16 protein-coding genes are annotated in these 18,144 nt (G+C 58.6%); 6 read left to right on the top strand and 10 right to left on the bottom strand.

Annotated features, from left to right (window positions below; translation table 11 throughout):
- Positions 1 to 21: 21 nt before the first annotated feature.
- Positions 22 to 2,046 carry an NAD-dependent DNA ligase LigA gene (ligA, locus tag ACL2XM_RS02050; RefSeq protein WP_413732210.1) on the bottom strand — a complete coding sequence of 675 codons (2,025 nt, stop codon included), beginning with the start codon at positions 2,044 to 2,046 and terminating at the stop codon, positions 22 to 24.
- A 68-nt stretch (positions 2,047 to 2,114) separates the two neighbouring features.
- The gene (gene zipA, locus ACL2XM_RS02045) at positions 2,115 to 3,128 is read right to left on the bottom strand and encodes a cell division protein ZipA (RefSeq protein ID WP_413723381.1); all 1,014 of its coding nucleotides are present in this window, start codon (positions 3,126 to 3,128) and stop codon (positions 2,115 to 2,117) included.
- 228 nt (positions 3,129 to 3,356) lie between these two features.
- Here zipA and cysZ point away from each other — a divergent pair, with 228 nt between their 5' ends.
- The 5 genes from cysZ (at position 3,357) to crr (ending at position 8,237) form a co-directional block, all read left to right on the top strand.
- The gene (cysZ, locus tag ACL2XM_RS02040; protein WP_410014116.1) at positions 3,357 to 4,121 is read left to right on the top strand and encodes a sulfate transporter CysZ; all 765 of its coding nucleotides are present in this window, start codon (positions 3,357 to 3,359) and stop codon (positions 4,119 to 4,121) included.
- Between the two features lie 143 nt (positions 4,122 to 4,264).
- Complete coding sequence (gene cysK / locus ACL2XM_RS02035; RefSeq protein WP_410014115.1) at positions 4,265 to 5,233, top strand: cysteine synthase A; 969 nt, start codon at positions 4,265 to 4,267, stop codon at positions 5,231 to 5,233.
- 414 nt (positions 5,234 to 5,647) lie between these two features.
- A complete protein-coding gene (gene ptsH, locus ACL2XM_RS02030) occupies positions 5,648 to 5,905 on the top strand; it encodes a phosphocarrier protein Hpr (protein ID WP_162368145.1) in 258 nt (85 codons plus the stop codon).
- Between the two features lie 53 nt (positions 5,906 to 5,958).
- Positions 5,959 to 7,686 carry a phosphoenolpyruvate-protein phosphotransferase PtsI gene (gene ptsI / locus ACL2XM_RS02025; RefSeq protein WP_410014114.1) on the top strand — a complete coding sequence of 576 codons (1,728 nt, stop codon included), beginning with the start codon at positions 5,959 to 5,961 and terminating at the stop codon, positions 7,684 to 7,686.
- Positions 7,687 to 7,727: 41 nt separating this feature from the next.
- Positions 7,728 to 8,237 (top strand): PTS glucose transporter subunit IIA, encoded by a 510-nt coding sequence (gene crr, locus ACL2XM_RS02020; RefSeq protein ID WP_413723383.1) that lies wholly within the window; start codon positions 7,728 to 7,730, stop codon positions 8,235 to 8,237.
- Positions 8,238 to 9,727: 1,490 nt separating this feature from the next.
- On the opposite strand, the gene ACL2XM_RS02015 is transcribed toward crr, so the two are convergent.
- The 8 genes from ACL2XM_RS02015 to ACL2XM_RS01980 all read right to left on the bottom strand — a co-directional run bounded on the left by ACL2XM_RS02015 (position 9,728) and on the right by ACL2XM_RS01980 (position 17,442).
- The gene (locus ACL2XM_RS02015; protein ID WP_410014113.1) at positions 9,728 to 11,044 is read right to left on the bottom strand and encodes an ATP-binding protein; all 1,317 of its coding nucleotides are present in this window, start codon (positions 11,042 to 11,044) and stop codon (positions 9,728 to 9,730) included.
- Positions 11,044 to 11,724 (bottom strand): response regulator transcription factor, encoded by a 681-nt coding sequence (locus ACL2XM_RS02010; protein ID WP_410014112.1) that lies wholly within the window; start codon positions 11,722 to 11,724, stop codon positions 11,044 to 11,046. The genes ACL2XM_RS02015 and ACL2XM_RS02010 overlap by 1 nt, the downstream gene beginning before the upstream one ends.
- 110 nt (positions 11,725 to 11,834) lie before the next feature.
- Positions 11,835 to 12,722 (bottom strand): cysteine synthase CysM, encoded by an 888-nt coding sequence (gene cysM, locus ACL2XM_RS02005; RefSeq protein ID WP_413723384.1) that lies wholly within the window; start codon positions 12,720 to 12,722, stop codon positions 11,835 to 11,837.
- Positions 12,723 to 12,794: 72 nt separating this feature from the next.
- A complete protein-coding gene (cysA, locus tag ACL2XM_RS02000) occupies positions 12,795 to 13,886 on the bottom strand; it encodes a sulfate/thiosulfate ABC transporter ATP-binding protein CysA (protein ID WP_410014110.1) in 1,092 nt (363 codons plus the stop codon).
- The gene (cysW, locus tag ACL2XM_RS01995) at positions 13,886 to 14,752 is read right to left on the bottom strand and encodes a sulfate/thiosulfate ABC transporter permease CysW (RefSeq protein WP_410014109.1); all 867 of its coding nucleotides are present in this window, start codon (positions 14,750 to 14,752) and stop codon (positions 13,886 to 13,888) included. The genes cysA and cysW overlap by 1 nt, the downstream gene beginning before the upstream one ends.
- On the bottom strand, positions 14,752 to 15,585 hold the full coding sequence (cysT, locus tag ACL2XM_RS01990) for a sulfate/thiosulfate ABC transporter permease CysT (protein WP_410014108.1): 834 nt from the start codon (positions 15,583 to 15,585) through the stop codon (positions 14,752 to 14,754). The genes cysW and cysT overlap by 1 nt, the downstream gene beginning before the upstream one ends.
- Entirely contained in the window at positions 15,585 to 16,607 is a 1,023-nt protein-coding gene (locus tag ACL2XM_RS01985; protein WP_413732208.1) for a sulfate ABC transporter substrate-binding protein, read from the bottom strand. Before ACL2XM_RS01985 ends, cysT begins: the two co-directional genes overlap by 1 nt.
- Before the next feature lie 250 nt (positions 16,608 to 16,857).
- On the bottom strand, positions 16,858 to 17,442 hold the full coding sequence (locus tag ACL2XM_RS01980) for an RpoE-regulated lipoprotein (RefSeq protein ID WP_413732206.1): 585 nt from the start codon (positions 17,440 to 17,442) through the stop codon (positions 16,858 to 16,860).
- Positions 17,443 to 17,741: 299 nt separating this feature from the next.
- Here ACL2XM_RS01980 and ACL2XM_RS01975 point away from each other — a divergent pair, with 299 nt between their 5' ends.
- Complete coding sequence (locus tag ACL2XM_RS01975) at positions 17,742 to 18,137, top strand: YgiW/YdeI family stress tolerance OB fold protein (protein WP_410014105.1); 396 nt, start codon at positions 17,742 to 17,744, stop codon at positions 18,135 to 18,137.
- The last annotated feature ends 7 nt before the right edge of the window (positions 18,138 to 18,144 follow it).

Below are 18,144 nucleotides of genomic sequence, written 5' to 3'. Positions count from 1 at the left end.
CCTCTTGGGCCGGGATCGGTGTCACTCGCCCAGCAGGCGCATCATTTCCGCCTCATCTATTACCGGAATATTGAGCTGCTGCGCCTTGGTCAGCTTGGAACCGGCCGCCTCGCCCGCAATCACCAGATTGGTCTTGGCCGACACGCTGCCGCTGACCTTGGCGCCAAGGGCCACCAGGCGGTCCTTGGCCTCGTCGCGGGAAAGCCCGGTTAACGAGCCGGTCAGCACGATGGTCTTGCCGGCGAACGGGTTATTGTCTTCGGCGGGCACAGCCACCGGCTCCGGCCAGTGGATGCCGATGGCGGGGCTGACCAGCTCGGCGATAACATCCAGGTTGTGCTGCTCGTCAAAAAAGTTGCGCACATGGGCGGCCACCACTTTACCAATATCCTGCACGCTCACCAGCGCGTCAATATCGGCGGCGTACAGCGCATCCAGGGTTTTGAATTCCGCCGCCAGGTTGGCGGCGGTGGCCTCCCCCACTTCGCGAATGCCCAGGGCATACAGAAAACGGGCAAACGTGGTTTGTTTGGCGGTCTCCAGGGCCGTCAGCAGATTTTGCGCCGACTTCGGCCCCATGCGATCAAGACGGGCCAGGATGTCCTTATTCAGGCGGAACAGATCGGCGGGCGTCTTGACCAGCTCGCGCTCGACCAGCTGATCGATGATTTTATCGCCCATGCCGTCCACATCCAGCGCCCGGCGCGACACAAAATGCTTCAGCGCCTCTTTGCGCTGGGCGCCGCAGACCAGGCCGGCGGTACAGCGCACCACGGCTTCGCCTTCCACCCGCTCGACGTCGGAGCCGCACACCGGGCAATGGGTGGGAAAGGCGATCGGCCGGGCATCGCCGGGGCGTCGCTCCAGCACCACGCCCACCACCTGGGGGATCACGTCGCCGGCGCGGCGGATAATCACCGTATCGCCGATTTTCAACCCCAGTCGCTCGATTTCATCGGCATTGTGCAAGGTGGCGTTGCTGACCATGGCGCCCGACACCAGCACCGGCTCCAGACGGGCCACCGGCGTTACCGCCCCGGTACGGCCCACCTGGAACTCGACGTCCCGCACCCGCGTCATCTGCTCCTGCGCCGGAAATTTATAGGCGATGGCCCAGCGCGGCGCGCGGGCGACAAAACCCAGCCGCTGCTGCAGCGCCAGGGAATCGACCTTGATCACCACGCCGTCGATATCAAAGCCCAGGCTGGCGCGCTGTTCCTGGACATGGCGATAGAATTCCAGCACCTGTTCGGCGCCGGTACACAACCTAATGCGGTTGCTGACCGGCACGCCCCAGGATTTAAACAGTTGCAAGCGTTGCCAATGGCTGGCGGGCAGTTCGCCGCCTTCCAGCAGGCCGACGCCGTAAGCGAAAAAGGTCAGCGGCCGTTTGGCGGTGATGGCCGGATCCAACTGACGCAGCGAGCCGGCGGCGGCGTTGCGCGGATTGGCGAACACTTTACCGCCCTCGCGTTTGGCGTCGTCGTTCAGCCGCTGGAAACCGGCCTCGGACATAAACACTTCGCCGCGGATTTCCAGCCGTTGGGGAAGGGGTCCGTCGCCGTCCTGGAGCCGCAGGGGGATGGTGCGGATGGTGCGCACGTTGGCGGTGATGTCTTCGCCGGTGGTGCCGTCGCCGCGGGTGGCGGCGCGTACCAGCCGGCCGTCTTCATACAGCAGGCTGACCGCCAGGCCGTCGAGCTTCAGCTCGCAGCAGAATACCAGGTCGTCGTCGCTTCTCAGGCGATCGCGCACCCGCTTGTCAAACGCCAGAAAACCGTCTTCGTCAAACACGTTATCCAGCGACAGCATCGGCACTTCATGGCGAATCTGGTGAAAGACGGTCAGCGGCGCGCCGCCGACGCGCTGGGTGGGGGAATCCGCGGTAAGCAGTTCAGGATGCTGCGCTTCCAGCTCGCGCAGCTGCGCCATCAGCCGATCGTATTCGGCATCCGGCACCTGCGGCTCATCCATCACATGATAAAAATATTCATAACGGCGCAGCAGGGCGCGCAGGGCGTCTATTTGTTGATTGATTGGTTCCATTGCTCACCATCAGCGAAAAACCCCCCGCAAGCGGGGGGCGTGAAAATCAGGCGCAACAGCCGTTGGCGTCAGGCGCTGGCGTTAACATCAAGCACGTCGCGAATGCGCGCCTTGTAGATATCCAGCTTCTGGGGCGTTAACATCCGGCGTTCATCATCCAGCACCACGCCGCCGCAATCGTCCGCGATACGCTGCGCCGATTGCAGCATCAGTTTGAAATTCTGATGCGCGTCGCCATAGGAGGGTACCATCATGAACATAGAGACGCCCGGGGTGGTGAAGGCCGCCATTTCCTCGGGATCAAAGGATCCGGGTTTGACCATGTTCGCCAGGCTGAACAGCACCGGGCCGCTGCCCGCGGGATTCAGGTGACGATGGAAGATATTCATTTCGCCAAACTGGAAGCCGGCCTGCAGCACGCTTTGCAGCAGTTCCTCGCCACCGATGACGGTGCCGTTGTGGGCCGCGACGTGCAGGACCAGCACGGTCTCCCGGCGCTTGGCCGGCTGGGCCGGCTGAGGGTCGGCGTCCCTTGGCGCGTCGCCGCGCGTTTCCTCACGGGGACGGGACGGCGCGGGAGCCGGAGGCGGCTCGTCCGGCAACACGGCCTGCTGGCGTTTTTTGAAAAATGAGGTCTTCATCCGCGGCGCCGGAGCGGGCGGCGCGAGCTCGTCTTCCGCTTCTTCCGCCTCGCTGTCGGCGTCGACATCATCGAGCAGGGGATCGAAGTTATTGCGCGCATGGGTTGCGGACTTATTGCCGAAACCCGGTTCCTGCTGCGAACGCGGTCCACGCGCATGTCCTCCCGGGACGCGAATCTCGGGTTCCTGCGTGTCATAGCGCCCAAACGCGGGCTCGTCGTCGGCACGGACCTTGGTTACCCTGACTTCGCCCACACCTTCATCACGCTCTTCCAGCGGAGGCTCGTCCTGATCCTGTCGGTCTTGTTTCAGTCGTTTAACCGGGCGATCGCGGAAAACCGATGAGCGTTCTTTACGGCTGGTCCACAGGCCGTGCAAGAGCAACGCTATGATAGCGATCGCACCAACAACGATTAATATCAGACGCAAATCCTGCATCATTGCCATCTCAGTTGTTCTAATTCATTGCCACGGCGGCAAACATTTACTCTGTTAACTCTATTTGCCTGCGTAGACAAGTGCAAGTCCGCGCGGTACTTTCTGACAATAAAGATAGCATCAGCACAGTTTTTTGCTGTTTTTTCAACCAAAAGTGCTAAAACGACAAAATACTGGCGTAGCCGATGCGTCCGTTTTCCTTTTTCTCCGTATAAAAAATGGTCGAAAAAAATGTTTAACGATACAAAATCCCGCAGCGGTTGCCATTATTTTGTCCGCGGCTGGCATTTAATCATGCTGCCGGGCATCAAACGCTACGTTGTACTGCCGCTTATCATGAATATCGTGCTGCTCGGCGGCGCGTTCTGGTGGCTGTACACACGTCTGAATATCTGGATCCCCAGGCTGATGGAACATATCCCCGCCTGGATGCAATGGCTGGGCTATTTGTTATGGCCGCTGTGCGTCCTGGCGGTGCTGCTGATATTCAGCTATTTTTTCAGCACCGTCGCCAACTGGATTGCCGCGCCGTTCTGCGGTTTGCTCGCCGAACAGCTGGAAGCGCGTCTCACCGGTCATACCCTGCCCGACAGCGGGGTCATGGCCATGGTCCGGGATACGCCGCGCATCCTGCACCGCGAATGGCTTAAACTGGCGTACTACTTGCCGCGGGCGCTGGCGCTGCTGCTGTTGCACCTGATACCGGCCTTCGGTCAGACCGTGGCGCCGGTGCTGTGGTTTTTGTTCGGCGCCTGGATGATGGCCATCCAATACAGCGATTATCCCTTCGATAATCACAAAGTGCCTTTTATCGCCATGCGCCGCGCATTGGCGCGACACAAAGCCCAGAACCTGCAGTTCGGTGCCCTGGTCTATATCTGTACCGTAATCCCCTTGCTTAATCTGGTGATTATGCCGGTGGCAGTATGCGGCGCCACGGCGATGTGGGTCGACAGGTATCGTACCGATTTCGCGGCGCCGGTGCCTATGAGGTAATGGCCCGCCCCCCGGCGGTACGTTCTTAAAACTTATGTCTTAATAACATATCGATATACTATTCTTTTACTTCCGTCGGCCATGCGAAAGGGTATGCTTTGGTTATCATTCCCCCAATTTGCACTTACAGTAAAGGACCGGCCATGAGCAACATTTACGAAGACAATTCCTACACCATCGGCCATACGCCCCTTGTCCGCTTAAACCGCATCGGCAATGGTCGTATTCTGGCGAAAGTGGAATCCCGTAATCCGAGCTTCAGCGTGAAATGCCGCATCGGCGCCAATATGATTTGGGACGCGGAAAAACGCGGCGTGCTCAAACCCGGCGTTGAACTGGTGGAACCCACCAGCGGCAACACCGGCATCGCCCTGGCCTATGTCGCGGCGGCGCGGGGCTATAAGCTGACCCTGACCATGCCGGAAACCATGAGCACCGAACGCCGTAAGCTGCTCAAGGCGTTGGGCGCCAGCCTGGTGCTCACCGAAGGGCCGAAAGGCATGAAGGGCGCCATCGCCAAGGCGGAAGAGATCGTGGCCACCGATCCCAAGCGTTACCTGATGCTGCAACAGTTCAGCAATCCGGCCAACCCGGCCATCCATGAACAGACCACCGGCCCGGAAATCTGGGAAGATACCGATGGCGATGTCGACGTCTTCATCGCCGGCGTCGGCACCGGCGGCACCCTGACCGGGGTGAGCCGTTATCTGAAAAAGACCAAGGGAAAAGCGGTTATTTCGGTGGCGGTTGAACCCACGGACTCGCCGGTGATCACCCAGGCGCTGGCCGGTGAAGAAATCAAGCCCGGCCCACATAAAATTCAGGGCATCGGCGCCGGTTTTATCCCGGAAAACCTGGATTTGAGCCTGATTGACCGCGTGGTGAAGATCACCAACGACGAGGCCATCGCCACCGCCCGCCGCCTGATGGAAGAAGAAGGCATTCTCGCCGGCATTTCCTCCGGCGCCGCGGTTGCCGCCGCGCTGAAATTACAGGAAGACGCGGCCTTCGCCGACAAGACCATTGTCGTGGTACTGCCCTCTTCCGGCGAGCGTTATCTCAGCACCGCGCTGTTTGCCGATGTGTTTACCGAAAAAGAGTTGCAGCAGTAAAATCCATCGTCGCTTATGTGCGCTTCTACCCCAAAAAGCACCCTGCCGGGTGCTTTTTTGTGGAGTAGATCAAATTTTTGCCCCCTGCATAATTGATTTTGTTGGCTCTGTCTTGTATTTAAGCAGACAATTATTTCGATGTATGAAATTAATCAGGCTATTAATTGTTCTGCTAGCTGAATCGATTAACGCCCTATGGATTTTGGCGCAAAAGCGGCATAATGGTAAATGGCACAACGGCGTATCACAGCTTTCATAAGCGTTAGCCAGAAATGCTTTTATACCGTTTTTTGCTCGCATACATCTTTGTCTTTGTAACATACTCAGGCACTAACCATATAGGCTAAAGTCCATGTTTTAAGCTAAACTTTAGCCCCACAACACTGATATCATCTAATAAGTTGGGGAAACATAATGTTCCAGCAAGAAGTCACGATTACCGCACCTAATGGTCTGCATACCCGCCCTGCCGCTCAGTTTGTCAAGGAAGCCAAAGGCTTCGTTTCCGATATCACCGTAAGCTCCAACGGTAAAAGCGCCAGCGCAAAAAGCCTGTTCAAACTGCAAACGCTGGGCCTGACCCAGGGTACCGTGGTCGCCATTATCGCCGAAGGGGAAGACGAGCAAAAAGCTGTGGAACATCTGGTTAAACTGATGGCAGAGCTTGAGTAATCCAGGCCCGTTTTTTTACGTTAACGCGAGTCACGAGTGAGTAAGGTAGGGTTATGATTTCAGGCATTTTAGCATCACCGGGCATCGCCTTTGGTAAAGCGCTCTTACTAAAGGAAGATGACATCGTCATCAACCGGAAAAAGATTTCTGCCAACCAGGTTGAGCAGGAAATCGAGCGTTTTCTGGCTGGACGTACCAAAGCATCCGCGCAGCTGGAAGCGATCAAAACCAAAGCTGGCGAAACCTTCGGTGAAGAAAAGGAAGCAATCTTCGAAGGCCATATCATGTTATTGGAAGACGAAGAGCTTGAGCAGGATATCATAGCCCTTATCAAAGAAGACCTGGCGACGGCGGACGCCGCCGTTTACAACGTTATCGAGACCCAGGCCAAGGCGCTGGAAGAGCTTGACGACGAATATCTGAAGGAACGCGCCACTGACGTGCGCGATATCGGCAAGCGGCTGCTGCGCAACATTCTCGGCATGCCCATCATCGATTTAAGCGCCATCGCCGAAGAAGTGGTGCTGGTGGCAACCGATCTGACGCCCTCAGAGACGGCGCAGCTCAATCTTGACAAGGTGCTGGGGTTTGTCACCGATCTGGGCGGGCGCACCTCCCATACGTCCATTATGGCCCGTTCCCTGGAACTGCCGGCCATCGTGGGCACCGGCAACGTCACTAAAAGCGTGGTTAATGGCGATTATCTGATTCTTGATGCCGTCAACAACCAGGTGTATGTCAATCCGACGCCGCAGCAAATCGAAGAACTCAAGGCGCTGCACAGCCAGTACGTGCTGGAAAAGACTGAGCTGGCCAAGCTGAAGGACCTGCCGGCCATTACCCTTGACGGCCATCAGGTCGAAGTGTGCGCCAATATCGGCACGGTGCGCGACGTCGCGGGCGCCGAGCGCAACGGCGCCGAAGGCGTGGGCCTGTATCGCACCGAGTTCCTGTTTATGGATCGCGACTCCCTGCCCACCGAGGAAGAACAGTTCCAGGCCTATAAAGCCGTGGCGGAATCCCTCAGCACCGGTTCCATTATCGTGCGCACCATGGATATCGGCGGCGATAAAGATTTGCCTTATATGAACCTGCCGAAAGAAGACAATCCGTTCCTGGGCTGGCGCGCCATCCGCATCGGCCTGGATCGCAAGGAAATGCTGCACGCGCAGCTGCGCGCCATTCTGCGGGCGTCGTCCTTCGGCAAGCTGCGCATTATGTACCCGATGATTATCTCGGTGGAAGAAGTGCGCGAACTGAAGGTGGAGCTGGACCTGCTGAAAGCCCAGTTGCGCGAGGAAGGGAAATCCTTCGACGAGTCTATCGAAGTGGGCGTGATGGTGGAAACACCGGCCGCCGCGACCATTGCCCATCATCTGGCGAAAGAAGTTGATTTCTTTAGTATTGGGACAAACGATTTAACTCAGTATACTCTGGCGGTGGATCGCGGTAACGAGTTAATTTCGCATCTCTACAACCCCATGTCACCGGCGGTGTTGACGCTGATTAAACAGGTTATTGACGCATCTCACGCGGAAGGTAAATGGACTGGTATGTGTGGCGAGCTGGCAGGTGATGAACGTGCTACACTACTGTTATTAGGGATGGGACTGGATGAATTCAGCATGAGTGCTATCTCTATCCCGCGCATCAAGAAAATTATTCGTAATACGAATTTTGGCGATGCAAAGGCGTTAGCAGAGGAAGCTTTAGCTCAACCGACCGCGGACGAGTTGATGAATCTGATAAACAAATTCATTGAAGAAAAAACGCTCTGCTGATTTCACGACGCTGACCCGCTATAAATGCTTAGGAGAAGATCATGGGTTTGTTCGATAAACTGAAATCTCTGGTTTCCGATGATAAGAAAGACATGGGAAGCATAGAAATAGTTGCACCCCTTTCAGGTGAAATTGTTAACATTGAAGATGTGCCTGATGTCGTTTTTGCCGAAAAGATCGTGGGCGACGGCATTGCCATTAAACCCAGCGGTAACAAAATGGTGGCACCGGTTGACGGCACCATTGGGAAAATTTTTGAAACCAACCATGCTTTTTCCATCGAATCCGATAACGGGATCGAGCTTTTTGTCCATTTCGGCATCGATACCGTCGAGCTGAAGGGCGAGGGCTTTAAGCGTATCGCACAGGAAGGTCAGCGCGTCAAGAAAGGCGACGTCGTGATTGAGTTTGATCTGCCGTTATTGGAAGAGAAAGCCAAATCCACCTTGACTCCGGTCGTGATCTCCAATATGGATGAGATCAAGGAACTGATTAAGCTGACCGGCAGTGTTGTTGTAGGCGAAACACCCATTATTCGTATAAAGAAATAATACCAGGCAACCCAGTCCCAGCCAGGATGTGTTATCGTCCGGCGCAAACGGCACCCCAGCGGGTGCCGTTTCTCTTTGCTGAACCCGGTGTTGCCATGATTTGCCTTTAACACGTCTGTATTGCGGCCGGTGATCATGGGGTCCGTCGCGCCATGGGACTGAGGTGGTCTTTAGGTTCTGTGCAAGTGAATGTCGCTGCGGCGAGGGTTATGCCGCTGCGGTAAGGTTTATGCCGCTGCGGTAAGGTTTATGCTGCTGCGGTAAGGTTTATGCCGCTGCGGTAAGGTTTATGTTGCCGTGGCGTGGGTTTCGCTTGCCGTGCGTGCGGTGGTTATATGCAATGCCGGGCGCCGGCAAGCGACAAAGAGGCCGTACCGCGACGGCCTCCTTGACCTCCGCGCGCCCGGCAGGTCGCGCGTCGCTGCGCGATGCCTTCCGCCGCCCAAGTCCCCGTTATGCACCGGCCCGGTTAGCGCTCCCGGCGCCACCGGGCCTTTCGCCGCTCCCGGCGGCTCATGCCGGGGCCACTGGCGCCGTCAGCGCGCTTTATGCCGGTCCACATGTCGCTGTTCGCCTGCAGCCTATGAAGCGATCGCGACGCTGTTGCCTGGGATAAGGTCTGGCGTCGGCAGACGATTGACCGTTATAGATGCAGTTGGTAGAGCAAAAGACAGGTCATACAGGCATGCTCTTAGCAGTTAGGCAGTTAGGCAGTTAGGCAGTTAGGCAGTTAGGCAGTTAGGCAGTTAGGCAGTTAGGCAGTTAGGCAGTTAGGCAGTTAGGCAGTTAGGCAGTTAGGCAGTTAGGCAGTTAGGCAGTTAGGCAGTTAGGCAGTTAGGCAGTTAGGCAGTTAGGCAGTTAGGCAGTTAGGCAGTTAGGCAGTAAAGTGTTTATCATTCAACTTTAAGCTTTAATAGTAAGCATTACACTTTCGGCCATCAGCGGGTAGACTCTGGGCCAAAATGGATGCTGATATTTTTCCCGGTAAGTGCATGCCGCAAGAAACCCAAAAACGCTATTTTACTCACAGGCGATGGTGTTGACGTGGTGCCGGCATAGAGTGCGCCGGCGGCGCGCATCACGGCTGGATGAGCCGCCGGGAGCGGCGAAAGCCCGGATTGCGCCGGGAGCGCATATCGGGCGGTCCAAAAGCCGGGATGGGTGATGCCGGGCACCGCGCAGCGGCGCACGATCTGCCGGACGCGCGGAGGTCAAGGAGGCCGTCGCGGTACGGCCTCTTTGTCGCTTGCCGGCGCCCGGCAATACCTATGAACACCTCACGCACGGCAAGCGAAACCCACGCCACGGCAACATAAACCGCCCCGCAAACCACAAACGGAACCCTCGCCGCGGCAACATAAACCTCACCCGCAAGCGTCAGCGAAACCCTCACTACGGCAACATAAGTCCCCCCCCGCAAGCCTGTCGCGCAGTTGACTAAAAAACTGGCCCGACGCTACGCCATCTGCACCCTTAAACACGCGCAGGGTTCAGGCCCAGTGAGGAATACGGATACGGATGACCAGGCCGCCGCTGGCGCCGTTAAACGCTTCCACCTGCCCGCCGTGCGCCAGCACCGCCTTGCGGGCGATGGCCAGGCCCAGGCCGTAGCCCTTGCCGTTCAAGGGCGAATTGACGCGCACGAAGGGATCGAAAATACTCGAGAGCTTGCTCTCCTCCACGCCCGGCCCCTGATCGGCAACGGTAATATCCAGTTGAGTCTCCACCCGGGACAGCGTCACGCTGACGCGTTGCCCGTGGGTGGAAAAACGCACGGCGTTGCGCACGATATTTTCCACCGCGCGCCGCATCATTTCCGCATTGCCTTTCACGGTATAGTCTTCCGGCTGGGCGGCGCTCAGCGCGATTTCCACCCCGGGCACCTGCGCCTCGTAGCGTGCGTCGTTGACCACCGCCTCCACCAGCCCGTACAGATCAAAATAGTCTTCGCCGGCAGACCCCTGGTGCTCGGCGCGGGTGAGCGCCAGCAGCTCGCCAATCATCCGGTCCAGACGGCCCGCCTCATGTTCGATGCGATCCAGGGATGCGGAAACATTATTCGGATTCTGGTGCGCCAGGCCGATGGCCAGCTGCAGGCGCGCCAGCGGCGAGCGCAGCTCATGGGAAACGTCATGCAGCAACGCCTCGCGATCGCTGACCAGCACCTGCAACCGTTCGGCCATGGCGTCGAAATCCTTGGCCACGTCGGTAATTTCGTCGTGGCGCCGACGCATCACCGGCAGCAGGCGCACGCTTAAATCGCCGCGGGATACCCGTTCAAACGCCCTGCGCAGCATCAGCATCGGCCGGGTCAGGTTCCAGGCCAGCAGCATGCTGAACAGCAGCCCGCCCGTCAGGCCCAGCCAGAACAACGGGCTTGGCATATGCAAAATGCTGCCGCGGCGTCCCTGGTGCGCGTCATGGCGCAGCCCGAGAAGATCGTAACTGAGCAGGTAATGCCGTCCGTCGGCGGCGGTAACCCGCCGGCTGATGATGTCGGGCGGTCCGAAGCGGGTGGTATCGTCCGCGACCGGATCGGCGACGTCGGCGACAAAGGAGAAGAACTGCCGATCGGTGCTCGTCCATGCCGCGCGCAGGGCCTCGAACGCCGGTGTCCCGCCGCTGGCCAGTACGGACGCGGCGGAGTCAAGCTGCAGGTTGGCGATACGGCGGGCGATATTTTCCTCGGGCGGCTCGTGATGGCTGCCGTAAAGGGAGAACACCACCCAGAGCAGTTGGGTGATCAACAGGAAAATCAGCCAGAATCCCAGCAGTATCTTCCAGAACAAACGACCCCGGTTGGCCATTAGCGAATCCGGTAACCGATGCTGCGCACGGTTTCAATACTCAGATTACTGCCGGGCAAAACGGATAATTTCTGGCGAATATTGCTGATATGGACATCGACGCTGCGATCGTAGGCCTCGCGGCGACGGCCCAATCCCTTTTCCGACAGGTCGTCCTTCGAAACCACGCGATCCGGCGTGCGCATCAGCAATTCCAGTAAATTAAACTCCGAGGCGGTGAGGTCAAAGGCCACTCCCTGCCACTGGCTGGAGCGGGTGGCGGGGTTGAGCGTCAGTTCGCCATAGCGTACCGCCCCCGATTCCGGCGGTTCACTGCGCTGCTCGTCAAACCGGCGCATCACGGCGCGCAGCCGCGCCACCAGTTCGCGTGGATAACAGGGTTTGGGCATATAGTCGTCGGCGCCCATTTCCAGCCCGATCACCCGGTCGATATTATCGCCTTTGGCGGTAAGCATGATAATCGGGATACGGCTGCTTTTGCGCACCTGGCGCAGCACATCGGTACCGCTCATATCCGGCAGCATGATATCCAGCACCATGGCGGTATAGTCGCCGGACAACGCGCCGATGACGCCTTCCTTTCCGGTCAGGGCCAACGACGTGGTAAATCCTTCAGCGCTCAGGTATTCACTGAGCATCTTGCCCAGTTCCTGATCGTCGTCAACCAGCAAAATCTTCATATTTTTCTCCATAACAGCGGCATCTCTCTTCATCAGGCCTAAGCATGGCATAAAACCGCGCCGGGCAGGCGAATTATCCCCTTATGCAGACCGCTAATCAGGTAAGTCGTTCAGACCGCGTCAAACACGCCGGTGGAAAGATAACGGTCGCCGCGATCGCAGATAATCGCCACGACCAGACTGCCAGGCGCCTCGCGGGCAATGCGCAACGCGCCAGCCACCGCGCCGCCGGAGCTGACGCCGCAGAAAATGCCCTCCTCGCGCGCCAGCTGACGCATGGTGTCCTCGGCTTCCCGCTGGTGGATATCCATGATCACATCAACCACCTCCGGGCGGAATATGCCTGGCAGATAGGCCTGCGGCCAGCGGCGTATGCCGGGGATAGCGCTGCCTTCGGCGGGCTGCAGCCCGATAACGCGCACGCCGCCGTTCTGGTTTTTCAGGTACTGGCCGACGCCGGTGATGGTGCCGGTGGTGCCCATGGCCGAGACAAAGTGGGTGATGCCGCCCGCGGTTTGCCGCCAGATTTCCGGGCCGGTGGTGGAAAAGTGGGCATAGGTATTATCAGGATTATTAAACTGGTCGAGCACCTTGCCCTCGCCTGAGCGCGCCATATCCTGCGCCCGGTCGCGCGCGCCTTCCATCCCCTCCTCCCGGCTGACCAGCACCAGCTCGGCGCCATAGGCGCGCATCGCCGCCTGCCGCTCCATGCTCATGTTCTCCGGCATCAGCAGCCGCAGCCGGTAGCCCTTCATGGCGGCGATCATCGCCAGCGCAATGCCGGTATTGCCGCTGGTGGCTTCGATAAGCCTATCGCCCGGCGCGATTTCGCCACGCCGCTCCGCCTGGGCTATCATCGCCAGCGCCGCGCGATCCTTGACCGAGCCGGCCGGGTTATTGCCTTCCAGCTTAACCCGGATCTCGCTGCCGGTCCCCGCCCCCATACGGCTTAATGTTACCAACGGGGTATTGCCTATGCATTGTTCAAGGGTTGTCACGTCGCTATTCCAATAATAAAACAGGCGGCCGCCGGGCCGCCTGTTGCGAGAAGGGGTAAGGTAAAGAACTTATCAAGCGCTTTCAGCGAAAGCAACGGGTTGCAACGCCTTATCGCCCACATACAGGCGGGCGTTCTGCGCCCCGAGGTAATACCGCTCGCCGCGCCGCGGCGGCGTCACGCCCGCGCCGGGCAATACCACGCTCAGGGGCTCCTGGTGCCAGCCGACGGGCTGGACCAGCAGTTGCCAATAATGCCCGCGCGGGCTGATATCAATGACCTGCACCGGCAGCGGACAACGATCGCTGGGCTGATCGGCGATCTCCATTTCCCAGGGACGCAGGAACAGATCCACGTGGCCCTGGTGGATGGGCGCATAGTACAGCGGCCAATGATACTGGCCGATATACAACTGCGACCCGCGGATTTCGCCATCCAGCCGGTTTACCTCGCCCATGAACTCCAGCACAAAACGGGTGGCCGGCTCGCGCCAGACGTCCTGCGGCGTGCCGACCTGCTCAATATTGCCCTGGCTCATCACCACCACGCGGTCGGCCACTTCCATGGCTTCTTCCTGGTCGTGGGTAACAAACACGCTGGTGAATTTCAGCTCTTCATGCAGCTGGCGCAGCCAGCGGCGCAGTTCTTTGCGCACCTGAGCATCCAGCGCGCCGAAGGGCTCGTCGAGTAGCAGGATTTCAGGTTCCACCGCCAGGGCGCGCGCCAGCGCCACCCGCTGTTTCTGTCCGCCGGAAAGCTGCGAGGGGAAGCGGTTGGCCAGGTGGCCAAGCTGCACCATCTCCAGCAGTTGCGCCACCTTCTGCTTGATGGCGGCGGCGGAGGGACGCGCGCGCCTGGGCAATACCGTCAGGCCGAAGGCGATATTGTCGGCCACGGTCATATGGCGAAACAGCGCATAGTGCTGGAACACGAAACCAACATGGCGATCGCGGGCATGACGCTGGCTGACATCCTGCCCGCCAAAACGCAGATGGCCGCTGTTATGGTGCTCAAGACCGGCGATAATGCGCAGCAGGGTGGTCTTGCCGGAACCGGACGGTCCCAGCAGCGCCACCATCTCGCCGGTGGGAATATCAAGGGAGATATTGTTCAGCACCTTGGTGCTGTCGAAATATTTGCTGATATTGTCGATTTCGATACTCATCACTGCTCCCCCTGCCGAAGATGCGCCTGCTGGCGCGCCAGGCGCCACTGCAAACCGCTCTTCAGGAATAATGTAACGATAGCCATCAGCGTCAGCAGCGCGGCGGCGGTAAAGGCGCCCACGGTGTTGTAATCCTGATGCAACAATTCAACCTGCAACGGTAAGGTATAGGTCTCGCCGCGAATCGAGCCGGAAACCACCGACACCGCGCCGAATTCGCCGATGGTGCGCGCATTGGTGAGGATGACGCCGTACAATAACGCCCAGCGGATATTGGGCAACGTCACCCGGCGGAACATCTGCCAGCCGGAGGCGCCGAGCAAAATCGCCGCCTCATCCTCGTCGCTGCCCTGGCTTAGCATCACCGGCACCAGCTCGCGCACCACGAACGGACACGTGACAAACACCGTGACCAGCACCATGCCCGGCCAGGCAAACATCAGCTGGATATTATGGGTGTCCAGCCAGCCGGCCAGCGGGCCGTTGGATCCGTAGAACAGCAGATACAGCAGGCCGGCCACTACCGGCGATACCGCAAACGGCACATCCATCAGCGTCAGCAGTAGCTGCCGGCCGCGGAAGTTAAACCGGGTCACCAGCCAGGCCATCAGCGTACCGAACACCACGTTGACCGGCACGGCGATCAGCGCCACCAGCACCGTCAGCCAGATGGCGTGCAGCATGTCCGAATCGTTCAGGTTGCGCCAAACCGGCGCCAGGCCATCCGCCAGCGCGGTGACGAAAATGTAGCCCATCGGGATCACCAAAAACAGCAGTGAAATCACCATGCCGGTGCCGATTAACAGCCATTTCAGCCAGTCGGTGCGCACGCGTTCCGCGCCGTTAAAGGCGGAGATATCAGCCATCAGTGACCTCCCAGGCGCCTGCCAAAGCGCGATTGCAAGACGTTAATGGCGAACAGCAGCAGCAGCGACGCCGCCAGGATCACCGAGGCGATGGCGCTGGCGGCGGGATAATCGAACTCCTGCAGCCGGATGAAAATCATCAGCGAGGTGACCTCGGTTTTCCAGGCGATATTGCCGGCGATAAAAATCACCGCGCCGAACTCGCCCAGGCTGCGGGTAAACGACAGCGCGGCGCCGGCCAGCAGCGCCGGGGCCACCTCCGGCAATACCACCCGGCGAAACGACTGCCAGCGGCTGGCGCCCAGGGTTTGCGCCGCTTCTTCATATTCCGGGCCCAGTTCCTCAAGCACTGGCTGCACCGTGCGCACCACGAACGGAATGCTGGTAAAGGCCATCGCCACGGTAATGCCCAGCCAGGTATAGGATACCTTGATGCCGAAGTGCGCCAGCCAGGCTCCGTAGAAGCCGGTGGTGGAAAACAGCGTCGCCAGGGTCAGGCCCGCCACCGCCGTGGGCAGGGCAAAGGGCAAATCCATCAATCCGTCCAGCAGCCGGCGGCCGGGAAAATCATAGCGCGTCAGGATCCAGGCCATCAGCATGCCGAACGCGGCGTTAAACAGCGAGGCGACGCCCGCCGACAGCAGCGTGACCTTATAGGCCGCCAGCAGCTGCGGGCTGGTGATCACCTCCCAATACTGCTGCCAGCTCATCTGCGCGAGCTGCATCACCAGCGCGCTCAGCGGCAATAATAAAATCAGGCAGACAAACAGCAGACTGCTGCCCAGGCTCAAGCCGAAACCGGGCAGCACGCGTTTGCTTTGCAGGGCCAACATCAACGATGTCCCGCCGCGATTAATTTATCCAGCTCGCCGCCATTGCCGAAATGGGTGGTCATGACCTGCGGCCAGCCGCCGAACTGGTCCTCGACCCGAAACAGCGTGATTGCCGGAAATTTATCCTTCGCCGCCGTCATGATGGCGTCATTATTGACCCGGTAATAGAAGTTGGCGATGACCTGCTGCGCCGCCGGGCTGTAAAGGTAATTCAGGTAGGCTTTCGCCGCCTCGAGGGTGCCGTTTTTCTCGACGTTTTTATCCACCCAGGCCACCGGGAATTCCGCCAGGATATTCACCGCGGGCACGATAACCTCATAGTTGTCGGTGCCGTACTGGTTACGGATATTATTCACTTCCGATTCAAAGGAGATCAGCACGTCTCCCTGGCCCCGTTCGGCAAAGGTGGTGGTGGCGCCGCGGCCGCCGGTGTCGAAAACCTCGACATTGGCGATGAATTTCTGCATCCAGGCGCGGGTCTTCGCCTCGTCGCCGCCGTCCGCAAGGCTGGCGGCGCCCCAGGCGCCCAGATAGGTATAACGCCCGTTGCCGGAGGTTTTCGGGTTGGGGAACACCAGCTTCACGTCGTCGCGCACCAGATCGTTCCAGCCATGGATATTTTTGGGATTGCCCTTGCGCACCAGGAACGCCATGGTGGAATAAAACGGCGAGCTATTGTTGGGCAGCCGGCTTTGCCAGTTCGCCGGGATTAAATCGCCGCGGTCGTGCAGGATCTGCACGTCGGTAACCTGGTTGTAGGTCACCACGTCCGCTTTCAGGCCCTGCAAAATCGCCAGCGCCTGTTTGGAGGAGCCGGCGTGGGATTGTTTAATGGTCAGCGTGTCGCCGGGATGCTGCGTTTGCCACTGCTGTTCAAACGCCGGGTTCAGGGCCGCAAACAGCTCGCGCGACACATCATAGGAGCTGTTCAGCAATTCAGTCGAGTGAGCCGGACCGCAAGCCAGCAATACCGCCGCGATGCAACCTTTGACTGCACGGCTTGAAATCAGCGTTTGATTCATTCTTTACCTTTGGTTCATGCGTTATAAAACCTGCCTTATGGTGATACAGTTTATTTATAACAGCCCTATAACCTGTAACGGTTTTTTATACCTTTTTCTGCTTTAAGAGCATGAAAAGCTATAAGCACCCTCATGGTGCGTAAAACGCCGCCCGACGGCGGCCGTTAAGGCTAGGAACCAGGGTAAAAAAATGCCGGCTGCGGCGGTGAGCCGCGCCGGCATGTCATGCGCGCCGCCGGCGGGGAACGGCTTAATTGGCGCTGTTGGCGTGCCAGACTATTTTGCTGACCCGCCAGCTTTTTAACGTGTCGTCCGCCGGCATCAGCTCATCCGGACCATGCCAGGTGCCGGAAAAAACATAGCTCACATGGCGGCTCTGCGGCGCGGCGCACACCACCTGATCCTCGCCTGCGCCGCGCGCGCAGGCGCCGAAGGCTTTGTCGTACAGACTGCTGAAGGGCGTGCCGATTTTTACGCCCCAGGCGCTGGCGATATCGCTGTCCGTCACTTCCACGCGTTCAACCTTCCCCGCCTGCGGACCGTAAAACGTCATCTTTACCCGATCGTCTTTTAACGCCTGGTAAAAGGCGACGATACCGCCGCTGCGCGTCTCCATGCCGCCGCGCAGACGATAATTGCCGTTCAGCGCCTTATCCAGCGCCTCATGTTCCAGCGGCGTGGCGGCGGTAACATTGCCGACGCCGGTATCGCCGACAGTGGCGCTGCTGCCGAACCAGTTAAACGGCGACAGGCTGGACCAGGAGAAATTGGACAGGGTCGAACAGCCCGCCAACAAAATGGGAAGCCCGATAATCAACGGGCGCAACTGCTTCATGTAAACTCCTTAACAAAGATTCCGGCAAGCGTTTGCGGTATTGGATACCGCAAGCGACGTAAAGTGCCATTTATCGGATTTTTTGACAAACCCCGCTTCTAACACGGGAACATTCCGGCGGATAACGGATTATAGGGTGCGTTAATGTCTGTTTACCGGCCCCGTAATGACGGCGGGCTCGCAAATCAAGCGCCATGTGCCATGCTTAGGTTTTCATTGTATAAATAAATAATCGGGATTCTACCCTGCCCATTCCACCGGTTACGGCGGCATGGGCCGATTTAAAAGGAGAACTATTGATGATGAAAAAAGCGACAATTGCCGCGCTTATCCTATTATGCAGCCTGCCGGCACTGGCGCAAAACGGCGGTTTTCACGGCGACGAGCCGCCCCCGCCCCCCGACAAACAGCAAAGCGGCTTCAGAGGCTCCGCCGATGCCAAGCAGGTCACCATAAAGCAGGCCAAGGGGATGAAAGACAATGCCTGGGTCACCCTGCAGGGCAATATCGAGAAAAAGCTTGGCGGGGATAAATACCTGTTTCGCGACCATACCGGCAGTATCGAGGTGGAAATCGATAATGATAAATGGAACGGGCAGGATGTCTCTCCCAAGGATTTACTGGTCATCAGCGGTAAGCTGGATAAGGATCGCCACGGCGTAAACGTGGACGTGGAACATCTCCTGAAGCAATAAGCCGGCC

Source organism: Sodalis sp. RH20, from assembly GCF_047324205.1.
In the GTDB taxonomy this organism is placed as follows: Bacteria; Pseudomonadota; Gammaproteobacteria; order Enterobacterales; family Enterobacteriaceae; genus Acerihabitans.
Note: the sequence above shows the minus strand (reverse complement) of the source record. Positions and strands in the feature narration are given on the sequence as shown.